Source organism: Cupriavidus sp. YAF13, from assembly GCF_052113425.1.
In the GTDB taxonomy this organism is placed as follows: Bacteria; Pseudomonadota; Gammaproteobacteria; order Burkholderiales; family Burkholderiaceae; genus Cupriavidus.
In genome coordinates this window covers 47,288-64,060 of record NZ_JBFRDD010000049.1, presented here as the reverse complement: position 1 = coordinate 64,060, position 16,773 = coordinate 47,288, and the positions used below count along the sequence as shown (strand labels likewise).

Below are 16,773 nucleotides of genomic sequence, written 5' to 3'. Positions count from 1 at the left end.
GGCGAAAAGAGCGGCCGGGACCCAAACTCGCATCGCCTTAAGGCGATACTCAGACATGGGTCCCTCTTTTCCGCTCTTTTCGCCGAATCCCGAGGCGCCCCATACGGCCTGGTACACCTTGACGGCTCGCTTCGCATTGCGTTTGGGTGTTTCCCGCCCTTTCGGGCGGGAAACACGGCTACCACGGTTGGTTGATCTTGCCGCTGGTTGGCTCCCCTCTCCCGCTTGCGGGAGAGGGGTGGGGGGAGAGGGCGGGCGCTTGTCATGCCATTGGGCGCTGGCGTGCTCCTGCTTTGCTTGTCATGCTGGCGCGCATTCCATCTCGCGCAGCCTGAAGCGCTGGATCTTGCCCGTGGCCGTCTTGGGCAGCGCGGCAACGAACTCGATGACGCGCGGGTATTTGTAGGGTGCGAGCCGTTCCTTGACGAAGGCTTTCAGCTCCGCCTCGCTGACCTGCGCGCCGGCCTTGCGGACCACGAACGCCTTGGTCTTGGTGAGGCCAGTCTGGTCTGGCACGCCGATCACGGCGGCTTCGAGCACCGCGGGGTGCTGGGCCAGCGTGGCCTCCACCTCGAACGGGGACACATAGATGCCGCTGACCTTGAGCATGTCGTCGCTGCGCCCGGCATAGCTGTAGCTGCCGTCGGCGTTGCGCGCGTATTTGTCGCCGCTCTTGGTCCAGCCGCCGCGAAAGGTCTCGCGCGATTTTTCCCGGTTGCCCCAGTACATCAGTGCTGCGCTCGGCCCCTGGATATAGAGGTCGCCCACATCGCCGTCGGGCACGGCGTGGCCGTCTTCGTCGCGCAGTTCCACCGCATAGCCCGGCACCGGCCAGCCCGTGGTGCCGTAGCGAACCTGCCCGGGGCGGTTGGACAGGAAGATATGCAGCATCTCCGTGGACCCGATGCCGTCGATGATTTCGCAGCCGAAATGCGCGGTGAAACGTTCACCCAGGTCGGCGGGCAAGGCCTCGCCGGCGGAGGAGCACAAGCGCAGCGAGACCTGCTCGCGCGCGGGCAGCCCGGGCGCGGCGAGCATGCCCGCATAGCCAGTCGGTGCGCCGAAGAACACGGTCGGCTGATGGTCCAGCCAGCGCCTGAACGTGGCCTCGGGGGTTGGCCGCTCGGCCATCAGCACGACTGTGGCGCCCACGCTCAGCGGGAAGGTCAGGGCATTGCCGAGCCCATAGGCAAAGTAGAGCTTGGCGGCCGAGAAGCAGATGTCGGCCTCGCCCAGCGAGAGCACCGGCTTGGCATAGAGCTCGGCGGTCCAGTACGGGTTGCCCTGGCTGTGCAGCACGCCCTTGGGGCGCCCGGTGGAGCCTGACGAATAGAGCCAGAAGCCGGGATCGTCGGGGCCGGTGCTGGCCGGCGCGGCTAGCGGCGCGTTGCGCCCGATCCACCCATCGAGGGCGATCATGCCATCGGGCAGCGGGCCGGCGGGCTGCGAGACGATCACGGTTCCGGCTTCGTGGCCGCCCTGGGCCATGGCCTGCTGCAGCACGGGCAGCAGTGCGCCGGATACCAGCACGGCCTGCGCGCGGCTGTGCTGCAGCATATAGGCGTAGTCGTCGGCGGTGAGCAGCGTGTTGACCGCCACCGGCACGATGCCGGCATACATCGCGCCGAGGAAGCACACCGGCCAGTCGTTGCCATCGTGCATCAGCAGCAGCACGCGTTCTTCGCGATGGATGCCGCTGGCCTGCAGCGCGGCGGCAACACGGCGGATGCGCTCGGCCAGCTCGCCGTAGCGCATCGCGCCGTGGTCGTCGATGTAGGCGGTCTTGCCGGGGCGCTGCGCGTTGCACGCGATCAGGTGCTGGGCGAAGTTGAACGGCGTGCCGGGTGGCTGGACTTGTGGTTCGGCTGTCATGCTTGTCTCCCCGTCTCTATGGATCGATGGATCGGTGTTCTGGTGGGTTTGCCGTGGCGGTGCTGGCGGAGCGTTAGAGCTGTGCCAGCACGCTGGTGCTTGCCTGCACGGCACTGCGCCGGTGATAGAAATTCAGCGCGCGCAAGCCGCCCAGCTCTTCGCCACCGCCCGCGCGGCCCGGGCCGCCGTGCAGCGATTGCGGCATGACGTTGCCGTGGCCGGTATGCAGTTGGGCAACTTCGGGTGAGATCACGTGGACGCGGCCATGGCTGTCGGCCAGTTCCACCGCGGCTTTGGCCAGCGCATCGGCATCGCTGCCGTAGAGCGATGCCACCAGCGAGCCCTGGCCCCGGCGCACGAGCGCCAGTGCGTGGGCGCTATCGCGGTAGGGCACCAGCGTGGCCACGGGACCGAACACCTCGGTGTCGTGCACGCGATCGGCAGCGTCCGCATCGCGCGTACCCAGCAGCGTGGGCCCGACGCAGCAGGCCACGGCCGGATCGGCATCGACCAGCGCGTGCAGCGCGCCGTCGTGCAATACCTCGGCCTGCGCTTGCAAGTAACCCAGCCCTTCGCGCACCGATTCGAGTTGCGCCCGGCTGACCAGCGCGCCCATGCGCACCGCTTCATGGCGGGGATTGCCCACGGGGACCTTGGCCAGCCGCGCGCCGATGGCATCGGCGGCAGCGCCATACAGCGCCTCGGGCACGAAGATGCGGCGGATGGCCGTGCATTTCTGCCCGGACTTGACCGTCATCTCCCGCGCGGCTTCCCTGGCCAGCAGATCGAACGCTTCGCTGCCGGCGGCCTCGCCGGGCAGCAGCAGGGCCGAGTTGACGCTGTCGGCCTCGATATTGACGCGCACCGAGCGCTGCGTCACCGCCGCATGCGAGCGGATCAGCGCGGCGGTCTGGGCCGAGCCGGTGAAGGAGACCGCATCGAACGGCTGCAGCTGGTCCAGCAGTCCGGCCGCGCTGCCGCACACCACCGACAGCGCGCCGGGCGGCAACACGCCAGCGTCCACCACGTCCCTGACCATGCGCTGGGTCAGCCAGGCGGTGGCCGTCGCGGGTTTCACGATCACGGGCACGCCCGCCAGCAGTGCCGGCGCGGCCTTTTCCCACAAGCCCCAGCTCGGGAAGTTGAAGGCGTTGATCAATAGCGCCACGCCGCGCGCGGGCACCAGCACGTGCTGCGACTGGAACAGCGGATCCTTGCCGAGCCGCGCGGCATCGCCGTCGATCAGATAGCGCCGCTCTCCCAGCGTGTCGCCGAGCTTGGCGTAGGTGCCGAGCGTGAAGATGCCGCCATCGATATCCACGGCGGAATCGTTGTGCACGGTGCCGCTGTTGGCGGTGGCGATCTCGTAATAGGCATCGCGGTTGGCCTGCAGGATCTTGACGAGGGCGGCCAGCATGGCGGCGCGCTCGCGGTAGGTCATGGCGCGCAACGCGGCGCCGCCTTGCTCGCGCGCAAAGGCGAAGCCGGCGGCGAGGTCGAGCCCGGTGGCGTCCACGCGCACCAGCGCACCGCCCAGTACAGGGTCGGACAGCGTCGCGCCGGCACCGGAGCCGGCTTGCCAGCGGCCGCCAAGATAGTTGGGGAGCAGTTCGGTCATGAAGGGAATCTCAGCGGGTAAAGTCGATGCGGCCGTCGGGCAGCAGGTAGAGCACAAGCGCGCGGCCGTGGCTGACAGTGGGCCGGTGCGCACTGCCTGGCGGGCAGACCAGCCAGCCGGCGGGGCGGCCGTCGAACTCGGCGGTGGCGTCGATCGGCACGATCAGGTCGATCTCGCCATTGGGGTGTGTGTGATGCGGCCCGGCGATGTCTTGCATGTCGACCACGTCGACGGAGAACCCGTGCAGATCCTCGGCCGGCTTGAAGATGCGGCCATAGCGGATGCCGCCGCCCTCGCGGTCGCACAGCCAGCCCTCGGCCACGCCGGCCTGGCAGGCTGCCTTGAGTTCGCTGTAAGTCGTGCTGCCTACGCCATGCTCGGCATTCAGCCAGGTATCCAGGGCGGCATCGAGTGGGCGGCCGGCAATGCGGGCCGTGAGCCGCGCGATCTGCTCGCGGAATTCGGTGGGGGACATGGAAGGGGCTCCGTTGGACTCAGCCGGGTTGCATACCCGCGCTTCATGCATTATTGTGCATGTGTGAAACATAGAGCCACCGAGAAATCATGTCAAGCACTATATTGCATGTTACCGGGTTAACGCGGGAGGCGCCTGACGAGCAGGACGCCGATGCCGCGCCAGGCAACGGCAGCGCTGCGGAAGCTGCCGGAGTGGAGAAAAACGCCTTTCTCGTCGCATTGGGCGAACGCGTGCGCGAGCTCCGCTCGCGCCGGGGCCTGACCCGCAAGGCCACGGCGCTGGCTGCCGGCGTTTCGGAGCGGCACCTGGCCAACCTGGAATACGGCAGCGGCAATGCTTCCATCCTGGTGCTGCTGCAGATCGCCTCGGCGCTGCACTGTTCGCTGGCCGAATTGCTTGGCGATGTGTCCACCTCGTCGCCGGAATGGCTGCTGATCCGGGAACTGCTGGAACACCGCGACGAAGGCACGCTGCGCCGTGTGCGCATTGCCGTGGGCGAGATGCTCGGCACCGGCGGCGGCAACGCCGCGCGCAGCCCGCGCGTGGCGCTGATCGGGCTGCGCGGTGCCGGCAAGTCCACGCTGGGCGGCATGCTGGCCGAGGACCTGGGCTTTCCCTTTGTGGAACTCAGCCGCGAGATCGAGAAGTTCGCCGGCTGCAGCATCTCGGAAATCCAAGGCCTGTATGGCATGAACGCCTACCGCCGCTATGAGCGGCGCGCGCTGGAGGAAGCCATCCAGATCTATCCCGAAGCGGTGATCGCCACGCCCGGCGGCCTTGTGTCCGACCCCGCCACCTTCAACCTGCTGCTGGCCCATTGCACCACGGTGTGGCTGCAGGCAAGCCCGGAAGATCACATGAACCGCGTGCGCGCCCAAGGCGACTTCCGCCCGATGGCCGCCAGCAAGGAGGCCATGGAAGACCTGCGCCACATCCTGGCCGGCCGCGCGGCCTTCTATTCCAAGGCGGAGTTCAGCGTCGACACCAGCGCCGAGCCGCTCGAACCCACCTTCCTGGCGCTGCGGGAGCGCGTGCGCTACGCACTGCAACTACCGCTCTGATTCCTTGGTGTATGGATGCACAATATTGCTTGACTGGGTTTTGTTGTATGAACTATAGTTCTTTCACCAACACCCAATCCATGCACTATTGTGCTTCATTGCTGAGGARACACAGCCATGACTACCGCCCCCCGCGTCGAATACCAGACTGACCCGTCCCAGTACAAGCATCTCAAGCTGACCTTCGACGGCCCCATTGCCACGCTGGCGGTAGACATCGATGAAAACGCCGGCCTGCGTCCCGGCTACAAGCTCAAGCTCAACAGCTACGACCTCGGCGTCGACATCGAACTCAATGATGCGGTCAACCGCATCCGCTTCGAGCATCCCGAGGTGCGCACCGTGGTGGTCACCAGCGGCAAGGACAAGGTGTTCTGCTCCGGCGCCAATATCTTCATGCTGGGTGTCTCCAGCCATTCCTGGAAAGTGAATTTCTGCAAGTTCACCAACGAGACGCGCAACGGGCTGGAGGATTCGTCGAAGCACAGCGGCCTGAAGTTTCTCGCCGCGGTCAACGGCGCCTGCGCCGGCGGCGGCTACGAGCTGGCGCTCGCCTGTGACGAGATCATCCTCGTCGACGACCGCTCTTCCGCCGTGAGCCTGCCCGAAGTGCCGCTGCTGGGCGTGCTGCCCGGCACCGGCGGCCTGACCCGCGTGACCGACAAGCGCCATGTGCGCCACGATCTGGCGGATATCTTCTGCACCACCACCGAAGGGGTGCGCGGCCAGCGCGCCAAGGACTGGCGCCTGGTGGACGACATCGCCAAGCCCGCCGTCTTTGCGCAAAAAGTGCAGGAGCGCGCCCAGGCCCTGGCCGCGCAGAGCGACCGCCCGGCCAACGCCAGCGGCGTGGCGCTGACCCCGCTCGCGCGCACGCTCGAAGCCGACGCGCTGCGCTACACCCACGTCACCGTAGAGATCGACCGCGCGGGCCGCAAGGCTACCTTCACCGTGCAGGGCCCATCCGCCACGCAGCCGACCAGCGTTGCCGCCCTTGCCGAGGCTGGCGCCGCCTGGTACCCGCTGCAGCTGGCGCGCGAACTCGAAGACGCCATCCTGTCGATGCGCACCAACGAGCTGGATATCGGCACCTGGCTGATCAAGACCGACGGCGACGCCGCCAACGTGCTGGCCATGGACGCCACGCTGCTGGCCAACCAGGATCACTGGCTGGTGCGTGAGACCATCGGCCTGCTGCGCCGCACGTTCTCCCGCCTGGATGTGTCCTCGCGCAGCCTGTTCGCGCTGATCGAGCCGGGCTCCTGCTTTGCCGGCACCTTCCTGGAGCTGGCGCTGGCGTGCGACCGCAGCTACCACCTGGCGCTGCCGGACGACGAGGCGCGCGCGCCCAAGATCACCGTGGCCGAGACCAACTTCGGGCTGTACCCGATGGCGACCGGGCAGAGCCGCCTGGGACGGCGCTTCTACGACGAGCAACCGGCGCTGGACGCGGTGCGCGCCAAGGCGGGCCAGCCGCTGGACGCCGACGCCGCATTCGCGGTGGGCCTGGTTACCGCCAACCCCGACGACATCGACTGGACCGATGAAGTGCGCATCGCGCTCGAAGAGCGCGCGGCCATGTCGCCGGATGCGCTCACCGGCATGGAGGCCAACCTGCGCTTCAACGGCCAGGAGAACATGTTCACCCGCATCTTCGGGCGGCTCACCGCCTGGCAGAACTGGATCTTCCAGCGTCCCAACGCAGTGGGCGAGAAGGGCGCGCTCAAGGTCTACGGCAAGGGCGACAAGGCCGCGTTCGACTGGAACCGCGTCTGACCTGACATCGCCGATATCGCTGAGATCTCTGATATCGCACCTGAAGCCGAACCAGTAGCTGAATCCGAACCCGAATCCGCCGCATCCAACGCATAGCCAGCCCGGAGACCATGATGTCCAGCATCAACTACAGCGACAAGATCCCCAACAACGTCAACCTCAGTGAAGACCGCACGCTGCAGCGCGCGCTCGAGCAATGGCAGCCCAACTACCTGAGCTGGTGGAACGATATGGGGCCGGACGGCTCGCAGGATTTCGATATCTACCTGCGCACCGCCATCAGCGTCGACCCGCAAGGCTGGGCGCACTTTGGCCACGTGAAGATGCCGGACTATCGCTGGGGCATTTTCCTCAACCCCGCCGAGGCCAACCGCAAGATCCACTTTGGCGACCACAAGGGTGAAGACGCCTGGCAGGACGTGCCCGGCGAATACCGCGCCAACCTGCGCCGCATCATCGTCACGCAGGGCGATACCGAACCCGCATCGGTGGAGCAGCAGCGCCACCTCGGCCTGACCGCGCCGAGCATGTACGACCTGCGCAACCTGTTCCAGGTCAACGTGGAAGAAGGCCGCCACCTGTGGGCCATGGTCTACCTGCTGCACAAGTATTTCGGCCGCGACGGCCGCGAAGAGGGCGAAGCGCTGCTGGAGCGCCGCAGCGGCCAGCAAGACAACCCACGCATCCTGCAGGCGTTCAACGAGCAGACGCCGGACTGGCTGTCGTTCTTCATGTTCACCTATTTCACCGACCGCGACGGCAAGTTCCAGCTGTGCGCACTGGCCGAGAGCTCGTTCGATCCGCTCGCCCGCACCACCAAGTTCATGCTGACGGAGGAAGCGCACCACATGTTCGTGGGCGAGAGCGGCGTCTCGCGTGTGATCCAGCGCACCTGCCAGGTGATGAACGAGCTCAAGACCGACGACCCGGCCCGCTTGCGCGCCACCGGCGTGATCGACCTGCCGACCATCCAGCGCTACCTGAACTTCCACTACAGCGTGACCATCGACCTGTTCGGCGCGGATGAGTCGAGCAACGCCGCGACCTTCTACAGCACCGGCCTCAAGGGCCGCTACGAAGAAGGCAAGCGCACCGACGACCACGTGCTCAAGGGCCAGACCTACAAGGTCCTGCAGGCCAGCGGCGGCCAGCTGATCGAAAAGGAAGTGCCGATGCTCAACGCGCTCAACGAAGTGCTGCGAGACGACTACATCAAGGACAGCGTGGCCGGCGTGGAGCGCTGGAACCGCGTGATCGACAAGGCCGGCATCCCTTTGCGCCTGAAGGTCCCGCACAAGGCCTTCCACCGCAATATCGGCGCGCTCTCCGGCGTGAAGATCTCGCCGGATGGCCGGGTGATTTCGGACGCGGAGTGGAAAGCCAATGTCGACCAGTGGCTGCCTAGCGAGACCGACCGCGCCTATGTGGCCAGCCTGATGGGCCGCGTGGTCGAGCCCGGCAAGTTTGCCGGCTGGATCGCGCCGCCGGTGATGGGCATCAACCGCCAGCCGGTGGATTTCGAGTACGTGCGCTTCAACTGAGCGCCGCGAGTCGAAAGCCGAAACCGAGAATCGAAATCGAAAATCGCAAGAAGGCAGGGGCCCGGTGGGCTCCTGCGGCAAGAGGCCCCGGCCACAGGGGTCGCATCACCCCCGGAGTTCGCCATGGACATGTCCGACATCCAGGTCATCAGGCAGCACCTGATCGACCCCGAGATCTGCATCCGCTGCAATACCTGCGAGGCCACCTGCCCGGTCGCGGCCATCACCCACGATGCGCGCAACTATGTGGTCGACGCGGACAAGTGCAACGGCTGCATGGCCTGCATCTCGCCATGCCCGACCGGCTCGATCGACAACTGGCGCACCATGCCGCGCGCCAAGGCCTACAGCATTGTGGAGCAGTTTGGCTGGGACACGTTGCCTGACGAACTCTCCTCCGAGCAGCTTGCCGCGCAAGGCGTGGCGGCGGATGCCGAGCCGGTTCTCGAATCCGCCCCGGCGTCATCGCTAGCGGCCGTCACCGGCGAAGGCGGCTTCAACAGTGCCCAGTACGGCGCCACCGTGCCGCCGTGGTCGGCCGCCCATGCCTATACCAACCTCTATGGCGCCAAGGCCGCCGCCCGCTCCGTCACGGCCACCGTGGTTGGCAATGCGCGCGTCACCGAGGTCGGGCGCGACTACGATACGCACCATATCGTGCTGGACTTCGGCACCGCGCCATTTCCGGTGCTGGAAGGCCAATCGATCGGCATCGTGCCGCCGGGCGTGGACGCCAGCGGCCGCCAGCACCATGCGCGCCAGTATTCACTGGCCAGCCCGCGCAATGGCGAGCGGCCGGGCTACAACAACATCTCGCTCACCATCAAGCGCGTGCTGGAAGACCACCAGGGCAACCCGGTGCGCGGCGTCGCATCGAACTATATGTGCGACCTGCAGGTGGGTGACAAGGTGGAAGTGATCGGGCCGTTTGGCGCGAGCTTCCTGATGCCCAACCATCCGCGCTCCCATATCGTGATGATCTGCACGGGCACCGGCAGCGCGCCGATGCGCGCGATGACGGAATGGCGCCGGCGGCTGCGCAAGTCCGGCAAGTTCGAGGGCGGCAAGCTGATGCTGTTTTTCGGCGCGCGCACGCAGGAGGAGCTGCCTTACTTCGGCCCGCTGCAAAGCCTGCCCAAGGACTTCATCGATATCAACTTCGCGTTCTCGCGCACCCCGGGGCAGCCCAAGCGCTATGTGCAGGACGTGATGCGCGAGCGCGCAGCCGACCTGGGGCCGTTGCTGGCGGACCCGAACACCTGCTTCTACGTTTGCGGGCTCAAGAGCATGGAGGAGGGCGTGGTGCTGGCCTTGCGGGACGTGGCGCAGCAGGCGGGTTTGTCGTGGGACACGGTGGGCGCCGCGCTCAAGAAGGATGGGCGGCTGCATCTGGAAACGTACTGATTCCCTGAAGATGCGCGCCGCGCCCCCGAGCCCTAGCGCGGGCCAGATCCGGTCAAGCTACCAGCTTGCTCAGGCTTTCCACCGTCTTGATGCAGGCCTGCGCCGCCTCGCGGCCCTTCACGACGAAGTGCTCGCTGAAGAATTTGCGGTGGTCTTCATGATCGTGGAAGCTTTTCGGCGTCAGCACGGCGGAAAGCACGGGCACCTGCGTATCGAGCTGCACGCGCATCAGGCCGCTGATGACGGCGTCCGCGACAAACTCGTGGCGGTAGATGCCGCCATCGACGACAAAGCCCGACGCTACGATCGCCGCATAGCGCCCGGTGTCCGCCAGCTTGCGTGCATGCAGCGGGATCTCGAACGCGCCAGGCACTTCAATCACGTCCACCGCCTCGCGCGCTACGCCGCGCGCGGCCATTTCAGCGAGGAAGGCGTCGCGGGCCTGATGCACGATATCCGCATGCCATTGCGCATGGATAAACGCAAAGCGCCAGGCCGGATTGACGGGAGTGGTGTCCTGGAGGTCGCGGTGGTCGCGCTGGACAGGAGAAACTAACTGATTCATGGTCTTCTTCAGAAGAGTGGGTTACCAGAATCAGGGCGCACGAGTTTAGTCCCCCGGCGCCGGGAGACGGAGCGGGGGAACAGAAACATCGCGCTCTCTTTCATCCGGACTATGACCGTCGGCTTCGGAGTGACACCGAATCTGCTGACCCCGGCTCTCGGAGACTTCGAGAAGAACCGGGCGCTCGCGGGCTTATGCGAAAAAATCGCCATCACCGCCGGTGGGGACTTTCACCCCGCCCTGAGAACGCTGATGCAGGCGGAGAGCCTGCAACGCAGCCATGATACACCGTGATGCGATTGTGAGTTTGGCGTGGCTCAGGCCAGCCGACTGGCCGCCAGCGCGGGAATCTCCTCGGCGGCCCGGGCGGTCATTGTTTTTCTCAGGGCTGTTCGTTGACGATGCGCGGGCTTGCGGGCGGCATCGATTTGCGGTTGCGGCGCGTCTTTACGTCCAGCCACCAGCGATCCCCGTTGTGCGCTTGCAGGATGCTGACGGCCTCGCCCATGCGCGGGGTGCTGACGGGAACGCCGCGCGCGGCGGCCAGCGCGATGATGCGGTCGAAGGGCTCGTGCCAGGCGTGCATGGCCAGGTCGAAGGTGCCGTTGTGAATCGGCAGCAGGCAATTGCCCCTCAGGTCGATATGCGCCTGCAGGGTCTGCTCAGGCTGCATGTGCACGGCGGGCCAGTTCACGTCGTAGGCGCCGGTTTCCATCAGTGTGAGATCAAATGGGCCATACCGCTCGCCAATGCGCTTGAAGCCATCGAAGTAGCCCGTGTCGCCACTGAAGAACACGCGCAGACCGGTGTGCAGAATCACCCACGATGCCCACAGCGTACGGTTGCCGTCAAATGGCGTTCGCCCGGAAAAATGCTGTGCCGGTGTAGCGACAAAGCGCACGCCCTCCACCTCGGTGGTTTGCCACCAGTCGAGCTGTCTCACCTTGCCCGCGTGGATCCCCCAGTCGATCAGGCGATCCCCTACGCCCAGCGGCGTCAGGAAGTGCTCGGTCTTGTCCGCCAGTGCCATGATGGCCGCGCGGTCCAGGTGATCGTAGTGATCGTGCGAGAGGATCACCGCCTTGATGGGCGGCAAATCGTCGATGCCAATCGGCGGTTGATGGAAACGCTGCGGCCCAGCCCATTGCACCGGCGAAGCGCGCTCGCTAAAGACCGGATCCGTGATCCAGAAAGCGTTGCGCAGTTTCAGCAGCACGGTGGAATGCCCAAGCCGGAATACCGTGTTGTCCGGCGCGGCGAGCAGGTCAGCCTGCGTCAGCGTTTGCACCGGAACCGGGCCGGCGGGCTGGGTGTCCGCGGGTTTGTCGAAGAGAAAGCGCCAGGCGATGCCGAGGGTCTTGAGCAAGCCGCCCTTTGGCGGCCCGGCCAGGGCGCGTGCCTGGCTCGCGCGCGATTCCGGCGACTGGGTGTAGCTCTGGCGGCTGACGGGACGGGGCGAATGATTGGTCATGATGGCAATCAGGATCCAAAGTGGGGGCAGGGCAAGCGGCGGGGGCCGTTCCATCCAGCTTCGATTTGCAAAAACTGTACTGCACAGTGTAGTTTCCATTTTCTGGAAAGTAAACTTGTCGGTGTAAAATTACCCCCTTTCCCCGACGCCAAGGCCCCCCAGGAACGCCATGCCCCCAGCCCAACGCCTGACGGATCGCAAACGCGAAGCCATCATTCAGGCCGCCATCGCCGAGTTCCGCGACAACGGCTTCGAAGTCACCAGCATGGACAAGGTCGCCGCCCGGGCAGCGGTTTCCAAGCGCACGGTGTACAACCACTTCGCCAGCAAGGACGAGCTGTTTGCCGAGATACTTTCCCAGTTATGGGAGAGCAGCCAGGGCGACCTTGACATGGCTTACGCGAGCGACCAGCCGGTGGATGCGCAGCTGCGCGAGCTGGTGCGCCTGAAGATGAACATGCTCAACAACGCCAGCTTCATCGACCTGGCACGCGTTGCCATCGCCGAGACCATCCACTCGCCAGAGCGGGCGAGGGAAATGGTCGCCAGGCTGGGCGAGCGGGAGGAGGGCATCAATGTCTGGATACGCGCGGCGCAGGCCGACGGCAAGCTGAAAGCGGCGGATCCCGCCTTTGCCGCCTGTCAGCTACAGGCGCTGATCAAGGCCTTCGCCTTCTGGCCGCAGATCACCATGGGACAGCCGCCGCTGGATGCGGCGTTGCAGCGGCAGGTGGTGGATTCGGCGGTTGCGATGTTTCTTGCGCAGTATGGGGTGGCTCTGGCTTGAAGGGTTTTGCTGGTCCATGCCACCGATGACGCTGTGCCGATCTAGGCACCCGGCCAGGTCGGCCAGCCCAGATGCTTCTCGGTGCCGAGAGCGGCCGGCGGTGCGGATTCCGGTTGCATCTGTCGATCGCAATCTCTATCACCGGCTCCCCGACCCTGCCCTATAATGATTGACTACACAATCATTGATGGGACAATAAAATGATTTCGCAGCCTCACGAGGCGCATAGCAGCGGGCAGGTGCTGCCATTCCGCGAGTCCCTGCTGGCCATGCTGGGTATCGCGTTCGTGGTGATGTTGGTCGCACTTGACCAGACCGTGGTCGGCACCGCGCTGCCGACCGTGGTGGCCGAACTGCAGGGGTTCGAGTACTACGCCTGGGTGGCGACGGCCTATCTGCTGATGTCGGTGATCACCGTGCCGATCTTCGGGCGGCTGGGCGATTACTACGGGCGAAAGCCCTTCGTGATGGCGTCGATCGTTGTGTTCACGCTGGCTTCCGCGTTGTGCGGCATGGCAACGAGCATGCCGTTCCTGGTGCTTGCGCGCGGCCTGCAGGGCATTGGCGGCGGCATGTTGGTGGGCACTGCCTTTGCTTGTATCCCTGACCTGTTCCCCGATTCGCATGTGCGCCTGCGCTGGCAGGTGATGATGAGCGCGGCGTTCGGCATTGCCAACGCGGTGGGGCCGTCGCTTGGCGGCGTGCTGACCGAGGCCTATGGCTGGCGCTCGGTGTTCTACGTGAACTTGCCGGTGGGCTTGCTGGGGTTGTGGTTTGCCTGGCGCTACCTGCCGCACTTGCGCCAGCAGACCAATACCGGCGCGATCAAGGTGGATTGGCTCGGCGCGGCGTTGATCGGCGTGGGGCTGGGCGGCTTGCAGCTGTGCGTGGAGCTGATGCCCGAGCGTGGGTTCGGGCTGGTCACCGGCGGCTTGCTGGTGATGTCGGTGTGCGCGCTGGTTGGGTTATGGCAATGGGAGCGCCGCACGCCGAACCCGATCCTGCCGCTGGAGATGTTCCGCAATCCCGGGCTGGCGCCATTGTTCCTGCTGGCCGTGTTCGTCGGCTTCGCGATGTTCTCGTTGCTGCTGTACGCGCCGCTGCTGTTCCAGGGGGGCTTTGGCTATTCGCCGAAGGAGGCGGGCGTGCTGGTGACCCCGCTGGTGGTGTGCATCACGGTGGGCAGTATCATCAATGGGCGCATCATCACCCGCATCCGCCAGCCTAACAATATGCTGTATGCGGGATTCGGCATGCTGGCGCTGGCTTGCCTTGGGCTGTCCCAGGCGACGCGCGGGATGTCGCACCAGTTGTTGCTGGGCATGATGCTGCTATGTGGCTTCGGGCTCGGCTTCATCATGCCCAACCTGACGGTGTTTGCGCAGCAGACCGCGGGCCGCGAGCATCTGGGCATTGCCACGGCGATGCTGCAGTCGCTGCGCATGGTCGGCGGCATGATCGGTACTGCCGTGGTGGGCACGTTGGTCACGCGCAGCTACCTCAGTGGCGTGCACGACGCGCTGCAGAGCGCTGGCGCCGGGCAGTGGCAGGCGCGCATGGCGGATCCGCAGATCCTGATCGACCGTGCGGCGCAGGCTAGCCTGCTGTCGCAGCTGGAGGCTGCCGGGCACAATGGCGCCTTGTTGCTGGAGCAGGCCCGGCTGTCGCTGGTTGGGGCCATTCATATGGGGCTGGCGCTGGCCGCGGTGATTGCGGTGCTGGGCCTGTGGCGTTCACGGCGGGTGCCGCCGATCAAGCTGGAGCGCGCCGTCAAGCCGGTCATGGCAACGGAGTAGGGCGCGGGGCTAGCCGATAATGTGGGGAGGTTGCCCGTCGCGTGACGGTGCCCCAAGCAGGAGATTGGAGTGGAATTGGAGCGTCAAAGCCTGGCTGTGCTACAGCAGTTCGGGCGAACTTACCGGGCCTATGCCGCGGCTTTCGAGCAGCGCATCGGCCATCCCTTGCCGCGCTGGCGCATTCTGTCCGCGTTGTACACGCACGCCGGGCCCATCGCGCAGAAGCCCCTTGCCGACCGCGTCGGCATGGACCCGGGCGCGCTCACGCGCCAGCTCAAGGCGCTGCAGGAGCTCGGCTGGGTCGAGCGCAACACCAGCGAGCGCGACAACCGCGTGACCAACGTCACCCTGTCGGCGCTCGGGCATGGCGTAGTGGAGCAGGCATTGCCGCTGCGCTCGGCGTTTCTGCAGGACGTGCTGGAAAACGTCTCCGAGACCACCATGCGCAATCTGTCCAAGGGACTGGAAGAGCTTGAGGGCGGCATTGCCGAAGCGGTGCTGCGCACACAGCAGGACAAGGCGGACGCCGTGTGAGCGCGGCATCCACGATGACCTTGCCCCAACCGTCCTGACTAACCCAGCTGTCCCTACGGCCGGGCCAGTTGCAGCCTCAACGGCGCCATCCATATCTCGGCCAGCAGCACGCCCAACACCGTGAGCACCCCGCCGACCGCGTGATATGGCGCGAGCGATTCGCCAAGCAAGCCCGCAGCAATCAGCGCGGTGAGCAGGGGGATCAAGTTGAAGAACATGCTCGCACGGCTCGGCCCGATGCGGGCGACGGCGTGCATCCACACCAGCGGTGCAACCATCGATGCCATAAGCCCGGCGAACCCGACCAGAGGGAGATTGGCGGCCGAGAGGCCCATCTTTGGCGTGAGCAGGTATAGCGGCAGCAACGCGATGACGGCCGCGACGATCTGCAGGTAAAGCAGTTGCAGCGCCGGCACGTCCTTCATCTTCCAGCGCTTGAGCAAGATCACATAGACCGCGTAGGCCAGCATGGCCAGCAGCATCAGTGCGTCCCCGAGGTTGGCGCCGCTGGTCAGCAGGCTGCCCAGGTTTCCCGACGATACGACCACCAGCACGCCGGTAATCGACAGCACGGACCCCGCCACGGCGCCAGCGGTCAGGCCCTGTCCCAGTAGCAAGATCGACAATGCCAGCACCATCATCGGCGTGAGCGAGCCGATGATGCCCATGTGGGTCGCCGTGGTCAGGTAGGCGGCATAGTAGGCCAGGCACTGATAGGCCACCATGCCGAGCAGGCCCAGCACGGCGATCCGCCCCAATCCGGGCCGGATCGCGGCCCAGTTGCGCAGCACGGGACGCAGTGCCAGCGGCGTGAAGAGCACGGCTGCCAGCAACCAGCGGTAGAAGCTGATCTCGGCCGGCGCGATGGTGCCGGCGGCCATTTTGCTGACGACGGTGTTGCCTGACCAGATCACGACGGCCAGGAGCGGAAAGGCGTATTGCCACATGAGCGCTTTCTCTGATGTGTTTGGAACGCTATCATGAGCGCGTCTGTGTTGATCTATATAGCTCAATTAGGACATATCGACCGGAATTCCGGACTCTGTGTAGCAACGGACCCAAAAAGCATGGCCATGGCCGACAAGTGGCGTTTCCTGCCGATCCTGGATGTCGAAGGGATGGAAGGCCCCTTCTACCTGCGCTACGACGAGTTCGGCGCCGATACCCTGGCGGAGGCGCACAGTCATAGCTGGGGTCACCTGAACTACGCCGCGCACGGCTCGATGCAGATGGAAACCGTGGGCATGCGGCTGCTTTCCCCGCCGCAGTACGCCATATGGATTCCGCCAAAGGTGGTGCACAGCTGCACGTTGCGCCACGCGATCGTTTACCGCTCGATCTACATCGAGCCCGGCCTATGCGCGCAACTGCCGGCCGAGCCCTGCACGGTGCGCATCAGCCCGATCATCAAGAGCGTGCTGGCGGATTTTGCCGCGCGCGACCTGCATGTGCCGCGCACGCCCGCCGATCTTCGGCTGGCGCATGTGGTGGTTGACCAGCTTGCCGTGGCGCCGGTGCAGCGCTGTTACCTCCCGGCGGCAACCACACCCGCCCTGGCCGCCGTGCTGGAGGCGCTGCAGGCCGATCCTGGCGACCATCGCACGCTGGCTGAATGGGCTGCCAGCGTGCACATGACCGAACGCACCCTTGCGCGCCGTTGCCAGCACGAGCTGGCCATGTCCTTCGGCGACTGGCGCCAGCGTCTGCGTTTCCTGCGTGCCATCGATGCCCTGGAGGCGGGCCGCAGCGTGCAGGAGATCGCGTTCGCACTCGGCTACAGCACGGCATCCGCGTTTATCGCGATGTTCCAGCGCGAGGCTGGCGTCACGCCGGAGCAGTACCGGCGCGAGTTTTGTGGCATTACGTGATG

Annotated in this window: 14 protein-coding genes and 1 riboswitch; of the genes, 8 read left to right on the top strand and 6 right to left on the bottom strand. The window is 65.7% G+C overall.

The features are described 5' to 3' along the window. Positions 1-300: 300 nt before the first annotated feature. The 3 genes from AB4061_RS31070 to AB4061_RS31060 form a co-directional block, all read right to left on the bottom strand. A complete protein-coding gene (locus tag AB4061_RS31070) occupies positions 301-1,872 on the bottom strand; it encodes a benzoate-CoA ligase family protein (protein WP_441640052.1) in 1,572 nt (523 codons plus the stop codon). Between the two features lie 73 nt (positions 1,873-1,945). Next, complete coding sequence (locus tag AB4061_RS31065) at positions 1,946-3,490, bottom strand: 3,4-dehydroadipyl-CoA semialdehyde dehydrogenase (protein ID WP_441640051.1); 1,545 nt, start codon at positions 3,488-3,490, stop codon at positions 1,946-1,948. 10 nt (positions 3,491-3,500) lie between these two features. Beyond that, positions 3,501-3,965, bottom strand: coding sequence for a DUF4863 family protein (locus AB4061_RS31060; RefSeq protein WP_441640050.1), 465 nt, complete (start codon positions 3,963-3,965; stop codon positions 3,501-3,503). Positions 3,966-4,054: 89 nt separating this feature from the next. Between AB4061_RS31060 and AB4061_RS31055 the strand changes: the two genes are divergently transcribed. From AB4061_RS31055 to boxA, 4 genes are all read left to right on the top strand, one after another. After that, entirely contained in the window at positions 4,055-5,029 is a 975-nt protein-coding gene (locus AB4061_RS31055) for a helix-turn-helix transcriptional regulator (protein ID WP_441640049.1), read from the top strand. Between the two features lie 117 nt (positions 5,030-5,146). Further along, entirely contained in the window at positions 5,147-6,805 is a 1,659-nt protein-coding gene (gene boxC / locus AB4061_RS31050; RefSeq protein WP_441640048.1) for a 2,3-epoxybenzoyl-CoA dihydrolase, read from the top strand. 113 nt (positions 6,806-6,918) lie between these two features. After that, positions 6,919-8,346: a benzoyl-CoA 2,3-epoxidase subunit BoxB gene (gene boxB, locus AB4061_RS31045; protein WP_441640056.1), complete on the top strand. Its 1,428-nt coding sequence runs from the start codon at positions 6,919-6,921 to the stop codon at positions 8,344-8,346. 123 nt (positions 8,347-8,469) lie between these two features. Next, complete coding sequence (gene boxA / locus AB4061_RS31040) at positions 8,470-9,750, top strand: benzoyl-CoA 2,3-epoxidase subunit BoxA (RefSeq protein WP_441640047.1); 1,281 nt, start codon at positions 8,470-8,472, stop codon at positions 9,748-9,750. Between the two features lie 52 nt (positions 9,751-9,802). Here boxA and AB4061_RS31035 read toward each other — a convergent pair whose 3' ends face one another. Continuing rightward, on the bottom strand, positions 9,803-10,315 hold the full coding sequence (locus AB4061_RS31035) for a 6,7-dimethyl-8-ribityllumazine synthase (RefSeq protein ID WP_441640046.1): 513 nt from the start codon (positions 10,313-10,315) through the stop codon (positions 9,803-9,805). Between the two features lie 88 nt (positions 10,316-10,403). Then, a riboswitch (FMN riboswitch) is annotated at positions 10,404-10,567 on the bottom strand. 130 nt (positions 10,568-10,697) lie between these two features. Further along, positions 10,698-11,786 (bottom strand): MBL fold metallo-hydrolase, encoded by a 1,089-nt coding sequence (locus AB4061_RS31030; protein WP_441640045.1) that lies wholly within the window; start codon positions 11,784-11,786, stop codon positions 10,698-10,700. Positions 11,787-11,955: 169 nt separating this feature from the next. On the opposite strand from AB4061_RS31030, the gene AB4061_RS31025 reads away from it, so the two are divergent. The 3 genes from AB4061_RS31025 to AB4061_RS31015 all read left to right on the top strand — a co-directional run bounded on the left by AB4061_RS31025 (position 11,956) and on the right by AB4061_RS31015 (position 14,903). After that, positions 11,956-12,573: a TetR/AcrR family transcriptional regulator gene (locus AB4061_RS31025; protein ID WP_441640044.1), complete on the top strand. Its 618-nt coding sequence runs from the start codon at positions 11,956-11,958 to the stop codon at positions 12,571-12,573. Positions 12,574-12,773: 200 nt separating this feature from the next. After that, complete coding sequence (locus AB4061_RS31020) at positions 12,774-14,369, top strand: MFS transporter (protein WP_441640043.1); 1,596 nt, start codon at positions 12,774-12,776, stop codon at positions 14,367-14,369. A gap of 69 nt (positions 14,370-14,438) precedes the next feature. Then, positions 14,439-14,903: a MarR family winged helix-turn-helix transcriptional regulator gene (locus AB4061_RS31015; RefSeq protein WP_441640042.1), complete on the top strand. Its 465-nt coding sequence runs from the start codon at positions 14,439-14,441 to the stop codon at positions 14,901-14,903. A gap of 53 nt (positions 14,904-14,956) precedes the next feature. Here AB4061_RS31015 and AB4061_RS31010 read toward each other — a convergent pair whose 3' ends face one another. Beyond that, positions 14,957-15,850 carry a DMT family transporter gene (locus AB4061_RS31010; RefSeq protein WP_441640041.1) on the bottom strand — a complete coding sequence of 298 codons (894 nt, stop codon included), beginning with the start codon at positions 15,848-15,850 and terminating at the stop codon, positions 14,957-14,959. A 126-nt stretch (positions 15,851-15,976) separates the two neighbouring features. Between AB4061_RS31010 and AB4061_RS31005 the strand changes: the two genes are divergently transcribed. After that, positions 15,977-16,771 carry an AraC family transcriptional regulator gene (locus AB4061_RS31005; protein WP_441640055.1) on the top strand — a complete coding sequence of 265 codons (795 nt, stop codon included), beginning with the start codon at positions 15,977-15,979 and terminating at the stop codon, positions 16,769-16,771. Positions 16,772-16,773: the final 2 nt, after the last annotated feature.